The organism is Actinomycetota bacterium (assembly GCA_030682655.1).
In the GTDB taxonomy this organism is placed as follows: Bacteria; Actinomycetota; Coriobacteriia; order Anaerosomatales; family JAUXNU01; genus JAUXNU01.
This window is the reverse complement of record JAUXNU010000123.1, coordinates 14279-34053: the sequence shown is the minus strand read 5'-3', so window position 1 is coordinate 34053 and position 19775 is coordinate 14279. Positions and strand designations below refer to the sequence as shown.

Sequence of the window (19775 nt, the reverse complement as noted above, 5' to 3'; positions counted from 1 at the left end):
GGCGGCCTGGGTCGCGCCGTGGATGGTGCGGACGTCGGCCGTCTCGTGGCAGTCGACGCACTCCTGGCTTGCCGGAGCGGTGTGGATCGTCGTGATGTCGCCGTGGACCGTGTGGCACGTCGAGCAGTCCGCGCTCGCCGTAGCCCAGTCGATCGGCGGGTAGCCGTTGGCGACGCGCGTGTCGCCCGTGTTCAGGTGGCAAAGCGCGCACGTGTCGGTGTACTGCGGGTAGCGGTCGAGATATGGCGCATGAGCCTCCGGCAGCGTGTTGGCGGCATGACAGCCGGCGCTCACGCAGCCCGGGTCCATGGCGCCGAAGGTGTGCTTGTCGTTCATGGTGCGGTGGTACTCGGTCCCGGAGACGGCGTGGCACGTGGAGCACGCCATGACTTTCAGGAGCGCACTGCCCGGCGCGGGGGAATGAACCGTGTGACAATCCACACACAGGCTGTTGTGGCATGTCGCACACTGCAACGTCGTGTGGATCTTGCGAACGTCAGGCGTGTCTCCGTGGCACCGTATGCAGTCCGTGCTCGGCGCGTCGCTCGTGGTATGGGCGGCGTCGATATTCTCGTGATAGTCCTCGCCTTGGACCAAGTGACAGTTCGTGCAGGCCGTGGTGATGCCCTCGGTGTTCACGGTGGTGTGACAGGTCGTACACCCCGCAGTATGGACAACGGTAACGTCTGGGTTTCGGTGGTGACACTGACCGCTGCAGAGCGCCGCGTCCGGCGAGACATGGACGTCCATGTTGCGGTGGTAGTCGGTCCCAACCGTCGCATGACACGAGGCGCACTCAGCGCTCTTGGTCGTCAGATCGACCACGCGCGTCGGGTTGTTGTGACAGACCTTGCACGGCCCGGGAGAAGTGACGCCAGCATGGATTGAAACGACATCGAGCACGCCGGCCTCGACGGTTCCGTGGCACGTGCCGCAGTCATCGACACTCTCGGGAGCCGATGCCCCATGAGAGGTGGAGCCCTCGTGGTAGGCCAGGTGACACGCATCGCACTTCGTGTCGTTCGTGACCGCGATGGCATCCTGGACCCGCTGGCCGAGATCGCCTTCGGTGTATGCGTGGCAGAGCTCGCACCCCGACAGAACCCTTCCGCTCGGCGTCGTGGTCGTCATGTAGCCGTTGTGGACCACGGTCAGGTCCACGCTGTGGCAACCGGAGCAGTCTATGTCGGGATTCGCGACATAAGTCGACTTGTGGACCTTTCCGATCGGTCCGTGGACGACATGGCACGCATCGCACTTGGTCTGGCCGAGCGCGATCGCAGTCATAGTCGCTGAGTCGAGGGATGCGTGGCATGTCGCACACGTGAGAGCCGCGCCGGCGGAGTCCGTCCTCGGCACGCGCGTCCACTGGCCGTTCTCGAAGACGCCAATGTGCTCGTCGACGAGGTTGCTGACGTGGCATCCCGCACAGTCCTTCGTGGGAGACGTGCCCGCAGAGCCCGTGTAGTACGAGTAGAACGGCGTGGGAGTGACACCGCCGACAAGCGGCGGGTTCGCCCAGTGCACCGCGCGATGACTGTCCGTCTGCGAGACGGATGTGTGACACGTCCCGCACGCGGTGTCGCCGTCGTCGATGGCGGCTACTACGATCGGGTCGGAACTCGAGTGACAGCCGAAGCAGGTGAACGCGGCGTTCTTGTCCGTATGCGCGTCCATCAAGTCGCGGGTCGGATGGCACCCGGCGCTGTCACAGCCAGCAAGGGTCCAGGTGCTCGTGTGAACGGCGGCGTCGTAGTGACCGTCGAATGTGAAGTGGCAGACGGTGCAGTCGTTGGTGGTCGGCACTGTGGTCGTAGTGTGGCAGACGTTGCACGTCGTACGCGTGCCCGCGCCATCGGTGACGGACGCATCAACATGCACGGCGCCCAGGTCGCCCGCATGGCACTCGGCGCAAACGGCGCCCGCCGAAGGCGGAGTGTGGTCACTCGCCATGTCGGCGTGCTTGCCGGTGGCGCTTCCGGCGGCATGACAGCCGCCCTGCTCGCACGACTGATCCCAGTCGCCATAGGTATCCCGGGGCGCAGGATGACATGTACCGCACGTCCCACCCGCCGAGGATGACGAGCTCCTCTCGTGCTCGGTGAGCACGTCCATCTCGTGGCAAGTGCCGCACGCGGGCTCGCCCGGGTTGGACGAAGCGCCTACATCTGCAACGTGGTCGACAGAATCGTAGCCGTGAGTGACCTTGCGGTCGGCATGGCAGTCGGTGCAGTCCGGCTTGAAGCTCGCTCCGGTCAGGTTCAGGACGCGGACCACATCCAGGTACACGCTGTTGCCCCCCGAGCCAAGAGTACGCCGTCCGAGCGCAGTGATGGTGATGGTGTGAAGGCCGACGGACAGATCATCGGTCTGGAACACGAGCGCGTTGTACTGTGTCGCGTTGCTGAAGAAGTCGACACGTGTCGGGGATCCGCCATCCACGGTGACATCAGCGAGTCCTCCGAAAGCGTCACGGAGTCCGTACACGCGCACGATGCCGGGCCCGCTGACCGTGATGTTCGCCTTGTATCCTGCGCGGCCGGTGTAGAACAGCTGTCCACCTGAGTAGAACAGGGAAAGCTCTGTGTCCCAAAGAGGAGCGTAGGTGACCAAGGGGCTGTTCTCTTCAAACTGGGCGCGGACGATCGCGCCAGGAACGCCCGCCACGTCGTGGCAGGACGGGTTGATGCAACGGCTGGTCTCGCTGACCGTGGTGTTGGTCGTGGAGTACTGTGCCGGAGTCGCACCGCGAGCGACGGTGCGAGTGACGCCGGGGTAGGGATCACCGGGAGCCGCAGCGGTGTGGTTTCCGTGTGGAACGGTGCCGTGACATGCATCGCACGCTGCGGGGGCATGACAGGACGCGCAGTACACGGGTTGGCCCTTGGTCGGGTGAGTCGTGACGCCCTTTGGCCACGAGCCGTTCGCATGGGCCTCGTGGATGAGCGCCGGGTCGAGCGAGGGGGAGACCGCGGACGCGAAGAAGCCGTAGGGTGTCGAAACGCTCGAGTTGAAGAAGTCCGTGCGCGTGGGCATCGAGTAGTGGCACGAGTTGCACTGCACGAAGCTGCCATGCGGGTAGTGGTTCTGAACCCAGTGGCACGCATTGCATTTCGTCAGGTCCACGGACGCCGCCGAGAAGTCCACGGTGCTTATCACCGGACCTCCGGCCGCCACGTCGTGACACTCGAGACACGATGTGTTCGTCTCGAAGGGCGGCACTGGGATCGCGGATGCCGCGACTGGAATCGCGACTACCACCCCGACAAGCAGCGCAAACAGCAGTAGTCTGCTCTTCATCACTGAACTCCCCCGCTTCGCTCGTACTCCACCCGTCATGTCCGCCTGGGCTTTGCGGCCGGAGTCCTGGAAGCCGGGTTCTGGGCAGTCCCCGGAGAACACAAAACCGACCGCAGCGTACGGCCGGTTGCACCACTGGCTCCACATCATCCAGGTGCCCAGTTTTCCGGATGATGCATCATAGCTTCCGTTCGCTCACGTCCGGCCCCTTGGCGACTTCACGTCACCACGGACATGGGTTAAGACACATTATGTGATGGGAGTCACATGGTAGTCAACCCATGACGGCTCACCCTTTCGGCTGATTTCGTCGCTCATCCGACTGGGTGACCCCGCCGCTGGGCCTGATTCGCCCCCCATTCGCACCCACCCTCCCGAACGCATCAAGCGCCTCCTCGCGAAAGACCGCGCTCCCCCGATCGTGCTGCACAACGACATGGAGCGAGACCCGCCCCTCGGCCTCCACAGCCAGAATCCGCACCCGCCTATGCGGCGTGAGAATCGCCAAGGAGAGCCCGACCGTGGCGAACGCGAACAACGCGTAGATCGGCACCACGCTCCAGTCGTCGGCGACGGATAGCCGCCCGTAGCGAGGCACCGCAGCGAGCCGCAACTTCTCGCCGTCCGGCAGCTCGAAGGCCTCCCCCACGCCCAGCGTCGCCGCACCCGGCACATCGGAGGTGACCAGATCCGTGACCGTGATCTCGACCGAGGGCTCCTCGGCGTCGAGCGGCACGCTCACGTCGACGCCAAACCGCGACTCCCCCGAACTGTCGGTTATGTCGAAGCCGCTCACATCGGTGCGGACGGAGTCACCCGGCAGGAAGTCGACCAGTGCGGACGATCTCGCCGTCTCGATTCCGCGCGAGTCCTCGAGAGAGAACGACGGTGCCAGCCCCCAGTCGCTCGCATGCACCATGAGAGTGCCGTACCTGAGCGGGTGGTTGGCGTAGACAAGTTGGCGCGCAACCTCCCGCTCTCCGTCCCACAGCGCCACTTCGACGGCAACCCCGAGGTTCAGCCCATCGGGGCTGTACGACTCCTGCACTTCGTCGACGGTGATCCCGAGCCCCGAATGCCCCGGGTAGAGCGGCCCTGCGTCGAGCGAGCGGTACGACGAAGCCGCATCCAACACGCGCTCCCCTACGGGCACACCGACCATGCCCTCGGCCCTGGTCAGCCGCCCTGCGACGATCACGGCGATCAGCAGCGCAAGCGACCAGTGAAACACCGGACTGCCAAGGAGCCCCACCCGGCCCGCCGAGCCTTCGAGCAGGGTCGGGCCGCGGCGCACCCTGAGGCGCAGAGTGCGCGCCACGTCCTCGGCGGAGCTGAGAGCCTGCTCGACGGTGGTACCGGGAGCTATGGTGACGACAAGCTCGGGGTTCCGCTGCAGGCGCTTCAGTCCACCAGGAGAGAGTGTGCCGGCGCTACGCCAACCGCGAAGCGAGATTCGCGTGCGCTCCCATGCGCACGTGAGCGTGCTGACGAGCAGGATTCCCAACGCCAGACCGAAGAGCGGTGATGAGAACGCGCTATCCAGCCCCAACAGCCGCGCGACGGCGCTGAGTGTCGGGTGTGAGGCCGTCCACGCCGAGGCTGCAGCCGCGTCGAGGGATGCCTGCGGTACTGACATCGCGACCGCCGACCAAGCGGCCATCGTCGCGAGCAGCCCCACGGCGAGGCGGCGCGACGTGAGCAATCGCCGGATGCGGCTCGCCATGCGCTACTCCACAGAGGTCAGGGCTTTCGCCTCGACCCGGTCGACGAGCCAACCCTGTGCCTGGTTGACCAGCGTGTAGGTGGTCTCGTAGGAGGCCTGGCTCCAAGGACCGTCATACACGCCGGTCTTCATCGTGATGTAGCGGTACTTCCACTGCTCGGCGGCGGCGAGCACGGCCTGCGTGCCCTCCTGGGACTGCGCGCGGATCGTGAATGCCGTCAGCGTCTGCTCGAGCGCGCGCCCGTCGATGCGGTTGAGCTCGATGTAGGAGTCGACCCGAACCCACTCCGAAAGGGTCATCGCGTGGGTCGCCTCCTCGGAGCGCGCCGTGCGGTACGCGTAGCCGATAGCGTCGATGTAGGAGCGGACCGAGGACTCGGGTGATGTGAGCTCCGCCGTAGGAGCCGCAGGCGGAGGACCCGGGTTCTCGGTGGTCGCAGGGGTCTCGGGCGAACAGCCGGTCGCAAGCGCGACGACGAGCGCTGAGGCAAGCGCGAATCCAAGGAGTATGCAACGGCGCGAGGTCATACGAGCAATCGTAGTGGTTGCCGACTGCGCGCGAAAGGGGCGGGCCGCCCTGGCCCGCCCCTCCGTCAGCGATGTCGCGATGCGGTCTACGGCCACCTGGTGCCCGCCGGGTTCGCGCTGTGCCCGCCGCACCCGCTCTGCCCGCAGTCGCTCTTGTTCCAGCCAGTTGCCGTGTAGTTCTTGTCGGTGATACCGGTCAGATACAGCGCCCGGTAGGGCTCGGGATCGCTCCGGTATCCGAGGAGTCTTGGACGCTTCCACCCGTGCGGGATCTTGACGTGGCAGCCGATGCAGCGCGCGTCGACCACCCCGGCGTGGTCACCGCGCGCATGCACGTTGTTCATGCCGCGGTAGTTGCTGTTGTGGCACTTGGAGCAGATGAGGGCGTCTCGACTGGCTTGACTCATGTCCAGGTACGCGGTCTCGCAGTCGGTCGGGAATCCCGAGTCGAGCATGTACTTCACGCTCGAACCGTGCGGACCGGCCGCGCCCGTCCCGCCCCACGTGTGGCAGTCAGAGCAGGTGACCTTCGATGTCGGGGTCCACCCGGTCTTGAGCCAGTTCGCTGTCGTCGGCAACGACCACGTGCGGTTGTCCGCCGCGCCGACGCCGCTCGTCTTTGGCCAGATGGAGCTGCCGTCGGTCGACTTGCCGATGACGTTGTGGCCGGACTCGTTGTTCTCGTTGAACTCGAGGGCGACGTCGGTCGAGGTGTACGTGCGCCCGTTACTCGTGACGCTGTACGGCTGGCCGGAGTAGCTCGAGTGACACTTGAAGCAAAGATATGCCTCGTAATCGGTCGCCTGCCCCGTGTTGCGAACAATGGTGTAGCCGGTGGCGACCGTCCACTCGCCGCTCCAGCTCGGCTTCACGCCGAAAGACCCGCGAACGGCGCCGCCCGCCGTCGCGCTGCCGGCGGTGTGGATCCCGGCGCGCGCGGCGTGCGGGTCGTGACAGTCCACGCACTCGGAGTGCCGCTTCTCCGAACCGAAGTTCGACTGGTCTTCGAGGTCGGTGTGGACGTCGTCGGTGGCGATCGGATGCTTGTAGGTCTGGGCAAACGCAGTGCCTGTGTTCTTGCTGCCAGCCGCGGTACTGCTGTGGCAACCGTCCGAGCTCGAACAGAGGTTCTGTTCCTTCGAGACCGCGGCGTTCGTGTTCGCGCGGACGTTGGCGCCCTGCGTGAGTGCGGTAAGACGCGGGAAGTTCGACCCATGCGGATCATGACACGTCTCGCAACCGGGCACGGCACCGACTGCCGCATGACGCGAGCCAGCCCAGTCGACGCTGGTCGTGGTCTTGTTCCAGCCGGGGAAGAACGAGTACGCACCCATGTCCCGGAGAACGACCCTGTATGGCACCAGCGTAGTCGAGGAGTTAGTAACCGCAGACAGCACGGTCCCGCTCGACTGCTTGTGGCACGCCAGACAGAAGCTTGCGAATCCAGTCCCAGAGTAGTTTTGCTTTGTGTTGGCCGGGTTGCTTACCCGGCTCGTCTGCCATGCCGCCCCGGCGGTGCCCTTCTGGACCATGTGCGTGTTGTGGCAATTGTAGCATGTGAGCGAGCCCGTCTGGGCGGAGTAGGGGTGACTGGAAACGCGAGCGAACTCGGTCCGCACGTTGCGGCCGTTCCATGCAGAGAAGGCGTTCGTGCTCACGCTCATGCCGCTCTCCTGCTCGGCAACGTAATTGTCGACATGGCACGCGAAGCACACGCCCGACTGCTCGTACTCAGATGTCTGCGTGTTGGAGACCCGGTAGTCCACGAGGCCGCCAATGGGCGACGCATGCTTGTTGTGGCACGCTTCGCACGAGATCTTGGGGCCGTCTGCAGTCGGTCGAGCCGGGTCCCACCTCACAGTCGCCGAACCGTGGGCTCCCGCGTCGAAACCGGTCAGATGGTCACCGGAGCTGCTCGCCCATGCGCCCGGGCCGCCGACGTCGATGTTCTCGATGCGCTCGAGGCTTGCGCCGTGGCACGACGCGCAGTATTCCTTGCCGAGCCCTGCTTGCACAACGACGCCGTTCACATCCACGACGTTGCCGTCGCTGCGGTAGTACAGGAAGCGCCCACCCGAACCGGTGTCCCAGTAGCGCACCATCCGGGTGTAGCCCTTCGTGGAATCGGTGTCGTACGGCTTGCGATGCGACGTGTGACACATGTCGCACGAGTTCTGGTTTCCCGACGTAACCGCCATGTAGGTGTTCCGGTGACGGGTGCCCCCGCTGGGAAGCGGGCTCGCCACGTAGTCGAAGAACCGCGCCTGCGTGTTGAGGCTCGACCCATAGCCGAACGCAGTGGCCGCCGCGGTGTTGCCGTGACACAGGTAGCACGCCTCGGCACCCTTGGCACCAAGGGCACCCCAGCTCGACGGACGACTCCCACCGCCGTGAACAGAGTGGCAACCGAGACACGTGTTCGTGCCGATCGCGGTCGTCCCATGCGGGTCGGGCACGGCGTTGCCGGACAACGCGGTGTTGCCTGCGGCGTCCTTGGCCACGATGACGTAGTACAGGGTGTACTTCTTGGTGCGCTCGCTCGGCACTGTGCTGTCGATGTTGACGAGCGCGGAGGTCGCGCCCGCACCAACGCTTGCGATCGGCGTGCGGGAGCCGATTGTGATGAACGACACGGTGTCCCGGTAGATGTCGTATCCGGTCACGCCGACATCGTCGACAGATGCCGTCCAGGTCAGCGCGACCTGGGTGAGACCGGACACGCGTGCCGTCGGGTTGCCGGGCTTGGTCGGCGCCAGAGTGTCCGCCATGATGCTGTCCGTTGCGAAGGAGACTGCGAGCGGCGTGCCGATGGCGTTGCCGACCCGGTCAGAGACCCCGGCGGCCACGGACAGGGTGTACGAGTCCTCGGCGAGAGGCTCGTCGGGTGAGACGGTGACGGCCTTCGCGCGAGCCGAGTATCGCACCGCAGCGTCGACGGGCTCGCCCATGGAAGCTGCGACGAGCTGCATCGATTCGGCGTCGACGGTCGAGGCGTCGAGCGCCTCCGAGAAGTACACCGTCACATCCGTGTTTGCATCGACATTGGTCGCACCCGGTTTGACTGACGTGGACACGATCGCGGGGGCGGTCGTATCTCCGGCCGTTGACAGCTGGGCCAGACGGAAGGGCAGCCACGCCGGCGAAACCGGCAGTAGCGAAGCCAGCGAGGACGTTGCACCGGCCGTCGGGCCAAGGATCGCCCGGAGGCGCCACTGCCCGTCTGCGCGAGGCTCCAGCCATGCGATACCGCCGCCACGCGCACTGACAGCGTTGACGTCAGAAGAGCCGGCATCGTTGAACGCGAACGCCTGAGCGCCCGCGATGTCGTAGCCGTCGAGGTGCAGGCGCTTGCCAGGCTGGTTGTGAACCCAGTAGGCGACTCCACCGTCGATGACCGGGTACGTCTGGTTGCCCGCTTGCACGCGGACCGGGAATGCGGATCCCGCCAGCAAGTCGTAGCCCTGGATGTCGCGGTCTGCGCCGGAGCCATCGGCCCAGATGACGTAGCGGCCGTCGGTGACAGGCAGAATTTCCTGCGCGTCGGTGTTGGCGATCGTCGTGATCGCCTTCGTCACGAAGTTGTACGCCCGAATGTCGCCGTCGTCGCTCAGGTTCATCGGGAGGTACTCGTAGACGACCCAGTCGCCACCCATGCGGGGGCGACGGGCAGCCGATTGCGACAGGCCGTCGATCTTGAACGGATCGCCGCCACTGAGACTGCGGGCATAGACCTGTGGCACATAGGAGCGACCGCGCTCCTCCCACACCACGAAGCCGCCGTTCACGTCGGGGTTGAGCTGGTTGCCGGAGGCGTTGGTCACCGTCACATACGACCGGGAGGCGATGTCGTAGGCGATGATGTCCGCGTCCTTGGCGCCGTATTGCGCCCATACGACGGTCTTGCCGTCAGTCGCGGGTTGGACCTCGTTCTCGGGGGTGGAGGTCAGCCTGCTCGTGACACCACTTGCACCATCGTAGAGGAAGATCTCGTAGGAATCGTCGACATAGTCCGACCATACAACGCGGTCACCGGCTATCGCGGGAGCAGTCGGTTTGCGCGTGTCGATCGTGACCGGAGCACTTCCAGCACCCGCAATCCCTGCCGCTGCCACCGCCACACATGTGACGGAGACCAGGACCGCAACCGCTGCGATCCTCCACCATGTCTTCCGCTTCACCCTACTCGACCTCCCCGAGAACACGTACGCCAGAACGAGGCACGATACACCTCTTCATCCTCGTTATCGTCCCTCTTATCAAGGGTCAGTGTGACAGCGGTCACACTTTCTCGACACTCTCCTTGTATCTTCCCGGGCGTTCGCACAAGTGAACTCGTACACTGGCCGTCGTCGTGCGTGGAAAGGGACGCCCTGGGGCGCCCCCTCTTGTCAGAACCTGGCACGCACGCACCGCGGACGCCCGCGGTGCAACGCTCGCACACACCTGGCGAGGCTAGCCCGGAGGTGTGTGGCAGTTGAGACACAGACTGTCGTCCGTCTCGATCAGGAAGCGAGCGTTCGCCGATTCGTGGGGAAATGTCTGGAAGCGCGGGTTGTTGGTGGACGCGTTGCCGTCCGCCTGCGTGATGGTGAAGACCTCATTGAATCCGTTCAGAGTCGAGATGCGCTGCTTCTGCGCGGGATCGTTGCCTACGCTGCGGGCATCCTCGTGACACTGCTGGCAGATGGGATAGTGCCCGGTCTGCTTCGCGCTGCGCGGCAACGGCATTACGTAGCCGAGGTTGTTGTAGCCGAGTGTCTTGAGCGTCGTCTCGGTCGTCGACGTGTTTGGACCCGTGACGCGTACGACGTTCTCATAGTTGAAGTAGTCCACACCGGGTGTGCCAGTCTCCACTTCAACCGGGTGGTTCACGACGCTGCCTCCAGACACGTACTTTCGGCCCTGGTGGCATCCCGCGCACCAGCCCGCGCCGTACGTGGCAACATCGGCGGGGGCGCTTGTCGGCCGCTTCTTGAGCAAGCGGTTCGTCAGCACGCTCGTGGGATTGTCGCCAGCTCGCCGCCACCGGTCGCCGGTGAACGTGGCTACGGTGTTCGCCGCGTGCGGACTGTGACAATCGCTGCACGTGAGGTATCCCGCAGGATCGGTGACTTTGTCGGAGAATGTCCGGGTCGCGCTGCCGCCTCCGACTGCATCGCCTCCCGGGACGACGTTGGTAGCTCCGATCCGATGCCTGGCAGCCGGCGTCACGCTTCGCGCGACGAGAACGCCGTAGACGCCATTCCCTCCGCTACCGTCGTGACATGACTCACAGGTCGCCTTGATCGTGGCGGCCGGCAGCAGCTTGGTACCGCCGCTCGCGGCCTTGTGAATGGTATGGCAGGTCTGGCACTTGCGCGTGCCGGTGGAGTAGCCGCCGTGTGGGCCGGTGCGCGTCGGAGCGACCGTCGGCGACGCGACACCCGACTCCAGACCGTGGCATTCAGGGCAGTTCTTGCCGGTGGACGGGGTCAGCTCGTCATAGGCGAACACCGGCGAAGCCGCGCACAGGGCCGTGAGCGCGACCATGCAGACCCGAAGCCAGACTCTAAGCTTCAAGCGCACCACCGTTCGGACGAACCGCGGATCAGTCATGATAAGCAATGTTCATGATACACCGCTGCGGCTCTCCCCCGCAACAAGCTCCGACCTAGTCGCGAATCTCAAGGATTGCCACGCGGTTGTTCTCTTTGTCGGCAACAGCGAGCCTCTTCCCAAGGTCATCGATACCGTTCGGGAAGTTGAACTGGCCTGGCTCAACGCCCCTGGTCCCGTACCTGCCGAGGAGCTTCCCCTCACTGCTCACGGTGGCCAGGGCGAACTCGAACGCATCGACGACTACAATCGCCCCGCTGTCGAGCACGGTGAGTCCTCGTGGGAGCCCAAAATCATAGTCCGTGGTCTCGGTCGTGGTGTCGCTGACCTGCTCGCCGAGCTGCCACATGGGTTTGCCGTTCTTCTCGAACGCCATGACCCGGTTGTGATTCGAGTCCGAGACATAGACAGTCCCGTCCGACCCCACGTCGATACCGTTGGGGTGATCGAGCCCGGTCGGACCGGAACCCGGCATGCCGAACTGGCGGAGGAACGTTCCGTCGCGCTTGAACACGATGACCTGATACGTGTCTGTCACGTACACCTCATCGCCGCGGACGGCGACATCTGTGCACGCGACCCCGAGACCGTCCTGCCCGGACGCGCCCCTGCCAACGGAAAGCTTGGGATCAGGGAAGCGCCTGAGCCATTTCCCATCCTCGTCGTACACGTCGATCTGGTCGTTTCGGAAGTTGGCAACGTAGACGTCGCCGTCGGAATCGACGTCGATTCCTATCGGGAAGTTCATCGAGCCCTCGGTCCAGGTCTCCTTGGCCCCCGGTAGGGGCTTGGCGACGCCGAAACCGCCGAACTCGAAGAGGAATCGGCCCCCCTTGGAGAACACGCAGACGCGGTTGTTGCCGGTGTCGACCACATAGATGCGGCCACCGGAACCGAACGCGACCCCAAGCGGCCGGTCGAAGTCGGGCTTCTCTCCTCGGCCAGGGCCGTTGATGGTGAGCAATGGCTTGATGCCGTTCTTCACGTCACCGCCGGACCGGGTGAAACCCGCGGGCGACAGGAACATGAGCAGGTAGACGATGAGGCCAACGAGCATGGTGGCCAACACGCCGGCTAGGAGCAAGAACGACTGGCGCGGGGTCAGGTGAAAGCCGCGCGGCTTCTGCGGGGGAATCAGATTGTCCGTCACGGTTTCACTCCAAGGCGAGCGAGACCTTCCTTGGCCTCGGGCATGTCGGGATAGTAGCGCAAGGCGAGGCGGTAGCGCGCCTCGGACCAGTCAGCGCGGCCGAGCTTCTCGTACGCTAGCCCCATGAGGTACTGGAGATCCGCGGCCGACTCGGTCATCTGAACCGCAGGTCGAACCGCCCTGACGAGAGAGCGATACTGCCCCCGCTCCGCGTAGTACTCGCCAAGCGCTTTGGCGGCGAGCACATGAGTATCGTCCACCTCCATGACCTTCCAAAGCACTTCCTCGGCATCCTCGTCGCGTCCCAGCACGAAGAGCGACATTCCCTTGTTGTACAGCGCGGCGGTGTCCGACGGCTCCGAGGACAGCACGCGATCGTATTCCGCGATCGCGTCGTCGTAGCGCTCGGCCTGCTGGTACGCGAAGCCGAGGGAGAGTCGCGCGCCATCGTCTGATGGGTCTTCGTCAACCGCCTCCTGCCACTTGGAGATCTCCGCCTCCTCGGGAGTCTCGTAGCGAGGTGTGGTGACGAGACCACGAACGAGATACCCGCCGACACCCATGACAGCAAGGAGCAGGACCACGACAAGAACCGCCAGCCATCCTGGAACGAGTTGGCGATCATCGTACTGGCTTGCCGCCTGCGAGTCTGCGGCGATATCGCCATCCGGAGCGTCTGGATCGAGCTGCGAGTCGTCTTGCGAGTTCATCTAGTCAGCTGCTCCGAGTCTCGACGTGTTGAGGTGGAAGGAGAGTATCTGCAGTTCGGCAGCTACATCAGCCTGCCGCACGATAACGTCCTCGGGCACTTCCAGGCGAACCGGTGCGAAGTTCAAGATCGCCTTCACGCCCGCACGAACGACCGCATCGGCCACGACCTGCGCCGAACTCGCGGGCACCGTCATGATGACGACCTCGACGCCCTCCCTTTCGAACACGGCGTCGATGTCGTCGAGCGCCTCGACCGTGAGCTCACCTGCTTCGACACCGATCTTCTCCGGGTCGGTGTCGAGGACCGCCACGAACTTGAAGCCGCGTTCCCCGAATCCACCGTAGCTCTGCAGTGCGCTGCCCAGCCGGCCGAATCCCACGATCGCCGCACGACGATGCTCTGTGATGCCAAGCCAGCGCATGAGGTGCGCCGCCAGCTCCTCGACGTCGTAGCCGATTCCGCGAGTCCCGTATTCACCCAGGTATGACAGGTCCTTGCGCACCTGTGCGGCATTCGTGCCGGCCATCTCTGCGATGCCCACGGAGTTGATCACAGCAACACGCTGGCTCTGTGCCTGCAGCATGCAACGCAGATACAGGGGCAGTCTCGCGACAGTAGTAGGTGGTACCGGTAGTTGACTCATGCAGGCTTCCTTCTTCGACTGGCGTGCACTACTCGGGAGTGGTCGTCTGGCTCGAATCGAGCTGCTGCAGGAAATCGCTGACCCTCGTGTCCTCCGGCCTGAGCCGGGAAACCTGCCCGAAGGCCTCCTTGGCTCCGGCGGTGTCTCCCAGCGTCAACCGAACCTGGCCAAGGAGTGACCATCCCTCCACATAGCGCGAATCGAGACCGACTGCGTACTCCAGTTCTTTCTGCGCGCCGGCCAAGTCTCCTGTTCCAACCAGCCCGCGCGCAAGTTGCAGGCGCACCGCCGGCCCGTAGGGTTCGACCTCGGTGCCGCGCTTGGCTACTTCCACAGCCTTGGCGTAGTAGTCCTCGCCGAAGTAGTCACCGGCCATGTTGTAGAGATTGGAGAGAAAGACGTAGTTGTCGTACTCGGACGGGACAAACTCAATGACGTCGTTGAAGGCGGCTTCCGCTTCCTTCAGGTAGATCTCGGCTGTGTTCCTGGCCGACTCCAAGGCCTTCGGGTCCTGCCCCGGTTCCGACAAGGTGTCGACCTGGCCCAGGTACGCGACAGCGAGATCCGCGTACGCCACGCCAAGCTCGGCACGGTACTGGTCGTTGTACGGGTTGAGCGCAATCGCCGCACGAACCTCCGCAACGCGACTCGCCTCCTGCGCGAAGACCCTCGCCTGGAGGTAGTGGTTGTCGGCGACGACATAGACAACGTTGCCCACCAGCAGCGCACACGCGAGAACAACGGTGGTAGCGGCGGCAGCGATCCCCCAGGAAGGCGCCTTGACCTGGATCGTCTTGGCGAGCGGAGATAGCACGATCGCCATCGACACCCACAGCAGGAAGCCCGATCCCGTTACCGCGATGCCGAAGAACAGCTGCACCAGGTATCCCACGGCCGCTGCCCAGAATCCCACCATGAGAAGACGGTCCCGGCTGTTCTCCTTGGCGAACACGATAGGGGCGGAAAGCCACAGAACGACTGCGAAGACGCCGTACAGGAGGAGGAAGCCCGGGATACCGAGGGCGGACATAGTCTGCAGCGGGTAGTTGTGCACGTTGTCGGCCACGGACAGGTAGCCGGCCTTCTCGACATAGCCTTCTGGCTTGAAGCGCGGGAAGACGAGTCGGAAGGTATCGGCGCCGTAGCCGAGGATCGGACGTTCCTTGATGGCGTCAATGGCCGCCTGCCAGATCTGGAAGCGGGTCACGGCGCTCTGATCTCTCACGTTCAGGATCGACGAGAAGCGCTTCCAGACGTTCATGACTTCGGAGGCCGCGGTCAAGCTTCGCACCGTGATGATGGAGCTGAGCACCGCCATCGCTGCCACGAACCAACTATCGACCGTTGTCAGCTTGCTCTTCTGACGAACCATCGCGAACACGACGATCGCGAGGCCGACTGCGCCTCCGATCCAGGCACCCCGCGTGAACGCGACGATCCAGGCGATCGAATTGATGATCGTTCCGACCCAAAACACCGCACGCCATGTCGAGTCCTCCTCGGCCATAGCGAGAGCGAAGCTGATCACGAGCGAGAACACGAGGAACCCGCCAAGAAGGTCGGGGTTGCCGTAGGTGGAGAACGCGCGGTTCGGTTCGAAAGGCAGCGAGCCCCACCTGATCGGGTCGAGCCCAACGTACTGCATGATGCCGTAGAGACTCACGATGGAACCCGAGAAGAAGAACGTCCGCGCGAGGGACTTGATGCGGGACGCACGGTCGGTGAATTGCGTGGTGAGCCAGAAGATCGCGGCGTAGTTGACGAAGGACACGAGCCCTTCGAAGCGCCGGTACTTCCCGAAGAAGGCCGTCGGCGGATGGATGGAGGTGAAGGTAGTGAGCACGATCCACGCAAGCAGCGCAAGGATGAGGTAGTCGACTTTGGTGCGGCGGAGTCGTCCCCCTTCGACGGCGATATGCCAAATCCATGCCGCCAGGGCGATGATCGTGAACCCGCGCAGTAGGGCGACTTTGATTATGTCGAACTGGTCGAACGTGAACGGGAGCTGGAACCCGAGCCAGGTCCAGTTGCTCATGCCGAGCGGGACTGCGAAGAGCATCGCATGCAGACAGTACCAGGCGATGCGTTCTGTGGCCGTCATCTGCTGGCGCGGTGCGGGGGTAGGCGCCGCAGTCTTCGCCGCAGGGCCTGCCGCTCGCTTCTTGGCCACTCTTGCTCCTATCTCGCTCCGCGCCCGGTGAGAACGACCCTGAGTGTCTCAATCACGATCTGCGCGTCCATTGGCAGGTTCTGATGATACATGTAGATGAGGTCGTACTTCAGTTTGCGTTCGGGAGTCGTTGCGTACCCGCCACTGACCTGCGCGAGTCCTGTCACACCAGGCTTCACCTTAAACCGCTCGCGATAGCCGGGGATTACCGCTGCGAATTGTTCCACGAAATATCCACGCTCGGGACGCGGGCCGACGAAACTCATTTCGCCGCGAACGATGTTCAGCAGCTGTGGGAGCTCGTCGATGCGGTATCGGCGTAGCAAGCCACCAAGGGGCGTGATGCGCGCATCGGAATCGGCCGCGAGCACCGGGCCCGTCTCGCGCTCGGCATCGCGAACCATCGTGCGAAACTTGATGATCTTGAAAGGCCTCATGTCCTTGCCCACACGCTCCTGGACGAAGAACACCGGCCTCCCCATGGTCATGAGCACGACGAACCCGGCGACGAGCACGACCGGACTGAGGACGACGAGCAGGAGCAGCGCGAAGGACAGGTCGAGCAGCCGCTTGGCCGCTGCGAACCACGGCGGCACCGTCTGGCGGGTGATTTCCATGAGCGGGATGTCGGCGACCATACTGTCAACGGTTCCGATGAAGACCTCGTAAAGCTCGGGCACGACATCGACGCGAACCGATGCCTCCTCGGCGATGACGAGGGACTCGATCAGCTCGCGAAGCGCGATCGGCGACACGATGATGACCCTGTCGACGCGCTGCTCGGAGACGATGCGAGACGCTTCGTGCGGGCCGCCGAAGACCGGAAGGCCGTCGATGGACCCGGCAGGCGGAGCGCCGGGTTCGACCTCCGTGTCCGACAGGAAGCCGACCACGCGGTAGCCCCACCTGCCTCGCGCACGGAGCTCGCCCGCAAGCTCGCGAGCAAGCGGCCCCGTGCCCACAAGGAGCACGTGCTGCTCCGGCCAGGTCACAGCCGAGATGCGCAAGAAGCTGAGTCTCCACCCAACGAGAAGACCGATGTGGATGAACCAGCTGATGACGATCGCGAGACGCGAGAACGAAGCGAAACGCAGGCCGCCGAAGAACAGTACGGCCGCAGTCAAGGCCGCGCCGAGCGTGACGGCGGAGAGCACGGCGCGAACGACCGCCCATGGGTTCTCGGTGCGCTCGGGCTCGTACACGCCGTAGATGTAGCCGCCGACCAGGTAGATCACGGTGATCAGCGGTGCGGTCGAGAGATAGGCGTTGAAGTTGAATGCCGGAAGTTGCCCACCGAATCGCACGAAGAACGCGAGCACGAGGCCGGCGTTGATGAACACCGCATCCAGCAAGACCGAGAGAGCTATGAAGCGGCCGCGCCTCACGACGCTCTCCTTGCGATCGCCTCGGCGTACACGGCTTCCATCTCCTCGGCCATGCGCGGGATCGTGAACTCCGCCCTCGCCCGATCTCGTGCCTGCTCGCCAAAGCGCGCGCGTAGCTCATCGTCGCCGAGGAGCTTGCAGAGCGCTTCGGCGAGAGCCGCGACCTCCCCGACAGGCACGGTGAGCCCCGTCACGCCGTCCTTGTTCGCGAAAGGAACGCCCGTGGGCAGATCGGTCGAGACGACCGGCGTGCCCGCCGCGTGTGCCTCGATCTGAACAAGTCCGAAGGCCTCGCTGCGCTCGACGCTCGGCAGGCAGAGGGCGTCCGCGGCGTGATACCAGGCTGCGAGCTCGTCGTCGTCCTGCGGTGGCAGAAAGGAGATCCGGTCGATGGTGCCGGTCGCGACCGCTCGCTCGCGCAGCTCGGCCTCCAGCGGGCCGGTACCGAGCACGACGAGGTCGGCGTCGACAGACTCCATCGCGCGCACGAGGATGTCGGCGCCCTTGTAGTACACAAGGCGTCCTACGAAGAGCACGATCGGCCGCTCGTGGATGGAGCGGAGTTCTGCGGCACGATCGAGCACCGAGGGTCGATCCGCGAAACGGTCGGTGTCGATGCCGTAGGTCACCACGCGGCACTTGTCGGCACGCGGAGCGAGCAGCGCGCTGTGCTCGACCATGTTCGGCGAGCCGGCGACGATGAGGTCCGCCCGGTCGAGGATACGCTCGAGGACCGGCCGGTATGCAGCGCCAAGGAAACGCTGGCGCACGATGTCGCTGTGGTACGAGAGCACTGTCGGGATGTCCGGGCGGGCTCTGAGCCACGACCACTCGCCCCACGGATACGGCGCGTGAAGGTGCACGATATCGGACGCGTCGTCGCCCGACGCGAGGGACGCGATCGCGTGGGTCATGCCCGGCGCGACCGGGGTGGAAGCGTACGCGAATCTCCTTGGCAGGCGCGTGACCGCAATGCCGTCGACGGTGTCGACCCGGCCCATCCGGCCTTCGTTGGCGACGAGCACGCGGACATCGATTCCGCGGTCGTGCAGACCGCCCGCCAGCGCACGCATGTGGTTCTCGATGCCGCCGATGTGCGGATGGTAGTACTTGTTGACCATCGTCACACGCACGCGATCAGGCACCTTCCGTCACGAGGTCTTTGCCTGCGGCGATGAGCTCGTCGACCACTCCCATGTTCGATGCCTCGGCATACACGCGCACGAGCGGCTCGGTGCCCGAGGGGCGCAGGAGCAACCACGCATCGTCGGGCAGGAAGAACTTGATGCCGTCGGCGCGCGCGATGTCGTGCACGTCGAATCCGGCGATCTGAGCGGGCGCCATCTCCGGGATGCGGCCGAGGAAGACCTCCATCACGGCGGGGTCGAGACGCAGATCGGCACGCATGTACTCCATGGGGCCGGTGACCTCGAAGAGCTCCTCGACAAGCTCGGCAAGCCCCTTGCCGCGCTGGCCCATCATCTCCGCAAGCATGAGCGCCATGAGCAGCCCGTCGCGCTCGCGCACGTGACTCGGGATACCGATGCCTCCCGACTCTTCCCCGCCGATGAGGACGTCGCCCTTGACCATCTCTTCGTAGATCCACTTGAAGCCGACCGGCGTCGTGACGACCTGGAGTCCGAGGTGCGAGGCGAGCCGGTCGACGAGCACCGACGTCGACAGCGTCTTCACGATGCGCCCGCGCATGCCTTTGTCCTCGACGAGGTGGCGCGCGACCAGACAGATGATGCGGTGCGGGTTGACGAAGTTGCCATACGCGTCGGCGGCCCCGATGCGATCGGCGTCGCCGTCGGTGATGAAGCCGGCGTCGAGAGCCTGCTCGAGTACGAGCGCGCGCAGCTCGTCGATGTGCGGCGGAATCGGCTCCGGGTGCAGACCGCCGAAGCCGGGGTTGAGCTCGTGGTGGATCTCGGTCACGTGCACGCCAAAGCTGCGCAGCATGTCCGCGAGGTAGCTCTGGCCGGCGCCGTAGAGCGGATCGACGGCCACATTCAAGCTCGCCGAGGAGATGGCGTCGGCGTCCACGAACTCGCGCAAGGCCGCGAGATATGGGGCCATGAGGTCGACGACCTCGTAGTCCCCGCGGGCGGCCGGTGGTTCGGGGACGAGTTCGGCCTCGATGCGCTGCGTGAATGACACGGGACTGGCGCCGCCATCGCACATGCGGACCTTGAAGCCCAGGTAGGGTGCGGGATTGTGGCTCGCGGTGAGCATGACGCCGCCGATCGCGTTGTCGTCGTGCGCGACCGACCAGCACAGCGCGGGAGTCGGGCAGTAGCGATCGGTGACCTTCACGCGCAGGCCATGGGTTGCAAGAACCTCGGCCGCCGCACGCGCGAAGCTGCCGGCCTCGAAGCGTGTGTCGTGTCCGACGATGATCGTGCCACCGGGGCTATCCTCGGCCCAGACACGACCAGCGGCATCGGCGGCGCGGCGCAGGTTCTCGTAGGTGAAGTCATCGGCGATAACGGCACGCCAGCCGTCGGTCCCGAATCGAATGTCAGCGTTTGGGGACATGCGCTGGATCACTCCTTCAAGAGGTGGCGCG

12 protein-coding genes and 1 riboswitch are annotated in these 19775 nt (G+C 64.8%); all 12 genes read right to left on the bottom strand.

Features of this window, described 5'->3' with window-relative positions; genetic code table 11:
* Window positions 1–3300 (bottom strand): cytochrome c3 family protein (locus tag Q8K99_07205; protein ID MDP2182340.1); only part of this gene is annotated, 3300 nt, incomplete at its 3' end.
* Between the two features lie 112 nt (window positions 3301–3412).
* A riboswitch (cyclic di-GMP riboswitch) is annotated at window positions 3413–3498 on the bottom strand.
* Between the two features lie 91 nt (window positions 3499–3589).
* Window positions 3590–5023, bottom strand: coding sequence for a cytochrome c biogenesis protein ResB (locus Q8K99_07200; protein MDP2182339.1), 1434 nt, complete (start codon window positions 5021–5023; stop codon window positions 3590–3592).
* Window positions 5024–5026: 3 nt separating this feature from the next.
* Window positions 5027–5551, bottom strand: coding sequence for a hypothetical protein (locus Q8K99_07195; protein MDP2182338.1), 525 nt, complete (start codon window positions 5549–5551; stop codon window positions 5027–5029).
* A gap of 86 nt (window positions 5552–5637) precedes the next feature.
* Complete coding sequence (locus tag Q8K99_07190) at window positions 5638–9729, bottom strand: cytochrome c3 family protein (GenBank protein ID MDP2182337.1); 4092 nt, start codon at window positions 9727–9729, stop codon at window positions 5638–5640.
* Between the two features lie 274 nt (window positions 9730–10003).
* Complete coding sequence (locus Q8K99_07185) at window positions 10004–11110, bottom strand: cytochrome c3 family protein (protein MDP2182336.1); 1107 nt, start codon at window positions 11108–11110, stop codon at window positions 10004–10006.
* Between the two features lie 91 nt (window positions 11111–11201).
* On the bottom strand, window positions 11202–12296 hold the full coding sequence (locus Q8K99_07180; GenBank protein MDP2182335.1) for a hypothetical protein: 1095 nt from the start codon (window positions 12294–12296) through the stop codon (window positions 11202–11204).
* Window positions 12293–13006, bottom strand: a complete 714-nt coding sequence (locus tag Q8K99_07175) for a tetratricopeptide repeat protein (GenBank protein MDP2182334.1) — start codon at window positions 13004–13006, stop codon at window positions 12293–12295. The genes Q8K99_07180 and Q8K99_07175 overlap by 4 nt, the downstream gene beginning before the upstream one ends.
* The gene (locus tag Q8K99_07170) at window positions 13007–13708 is read right to left on the bottom strand and encodes a redox-sensing transcriptional repressor Rex (protein ID MDP2182333.1); all 702 of its coding nucleotides are present in this window, start codon (window positions 13706–13708) and stop codon (window positions 13007–13009) included.
* Window positions 13680–15821 carry an O-antigen ligase family protein gene (locus Q8K99_07165; GenBank protein MDP2182332.1) on the bottom strand — a complete coding sequence of 714 codons (2142 nt, stop codon included), beginning with the start codon at window positions 15819–15821 and terminating at the stop codon, window positions 13680–13682. The genes Q8K99_07170 and Q8K99_07165 overlap by 29 nt, the downstream gene beginning before the upstream one ends.
* A gap of 8 nt (window positions 15822–15829) precedes the next feature.
* Window positions 15830–17206 (bottom strand): sugar transferase, encoded by a 1377-nt coding sequence (locus tag Q8K99_07160; GenBank protein ID MDP2182331.1) that lies wholly within the window; start codon window positions 17204–17206, stop codon window positions 15830–15832.
* The gene (locus Q8K99_07155) at window positions 17203–18339 is read right to left on the bottom strand and encodes a glycosyltransferase (protein MDP2182330.1); all 1137 of its coding nucleotides are present in this window, start codon (window positions 18337–18339) and stop codon (window positions 17203–17205) included. Before Q8K99_07155 ends, Q8K99_07160 begins: the two co-directional genes overlap by 4 nt.
* A 4-nt stretch (window positions 18340–18343) precedes the next feature.
* Window positions 18344–19744 (bottom strand): phosphoglucomutase/phosphomannomutase family protein, encoded by a 1401-nt coding sequence (locus Q8K99_07150; GenBank protein MDP2182329.1) that lies wholly within the window; start codon window positions 19742–19744, stop codon window positions 18344–18346.
* Window positions 19745–19775 lie beyond the last annotated feature (31 nt).

Excerpts from the sequence above, each read along its gene's own strand:
- Q8K99_07200 (MDP2182339.1), bottom strand. The coding sequence starts at position 5,023 with ATGGCGAGCCGCATCCGGCGATTGCTCACGTCGCGCCGCCTCGCCGTG.
- Q8K99_07195 (MDP2182338.1), bottom strand. The coding sequence starts at position 5,551 with ATGACCTCGCGCCGTTGCATACTCCTTGGATTCGCGCTTGCCTCAGCG.
- Q8K99_07175 (MDP2182334.1), bottom strand. The coding sequence starts at position 13,006 with ATGAACTCGCAAGACGACTCGCAGCTCGATCCAGACGCTCCGGATGGC.
- Q8K99_07150 (MDP2182329.1), bottom strand. The coding sequence starts at position 19,744 with ATGTCCCCAAACGCTGACATTCGATTCGGGACCGACGGCTGGCGTGCC.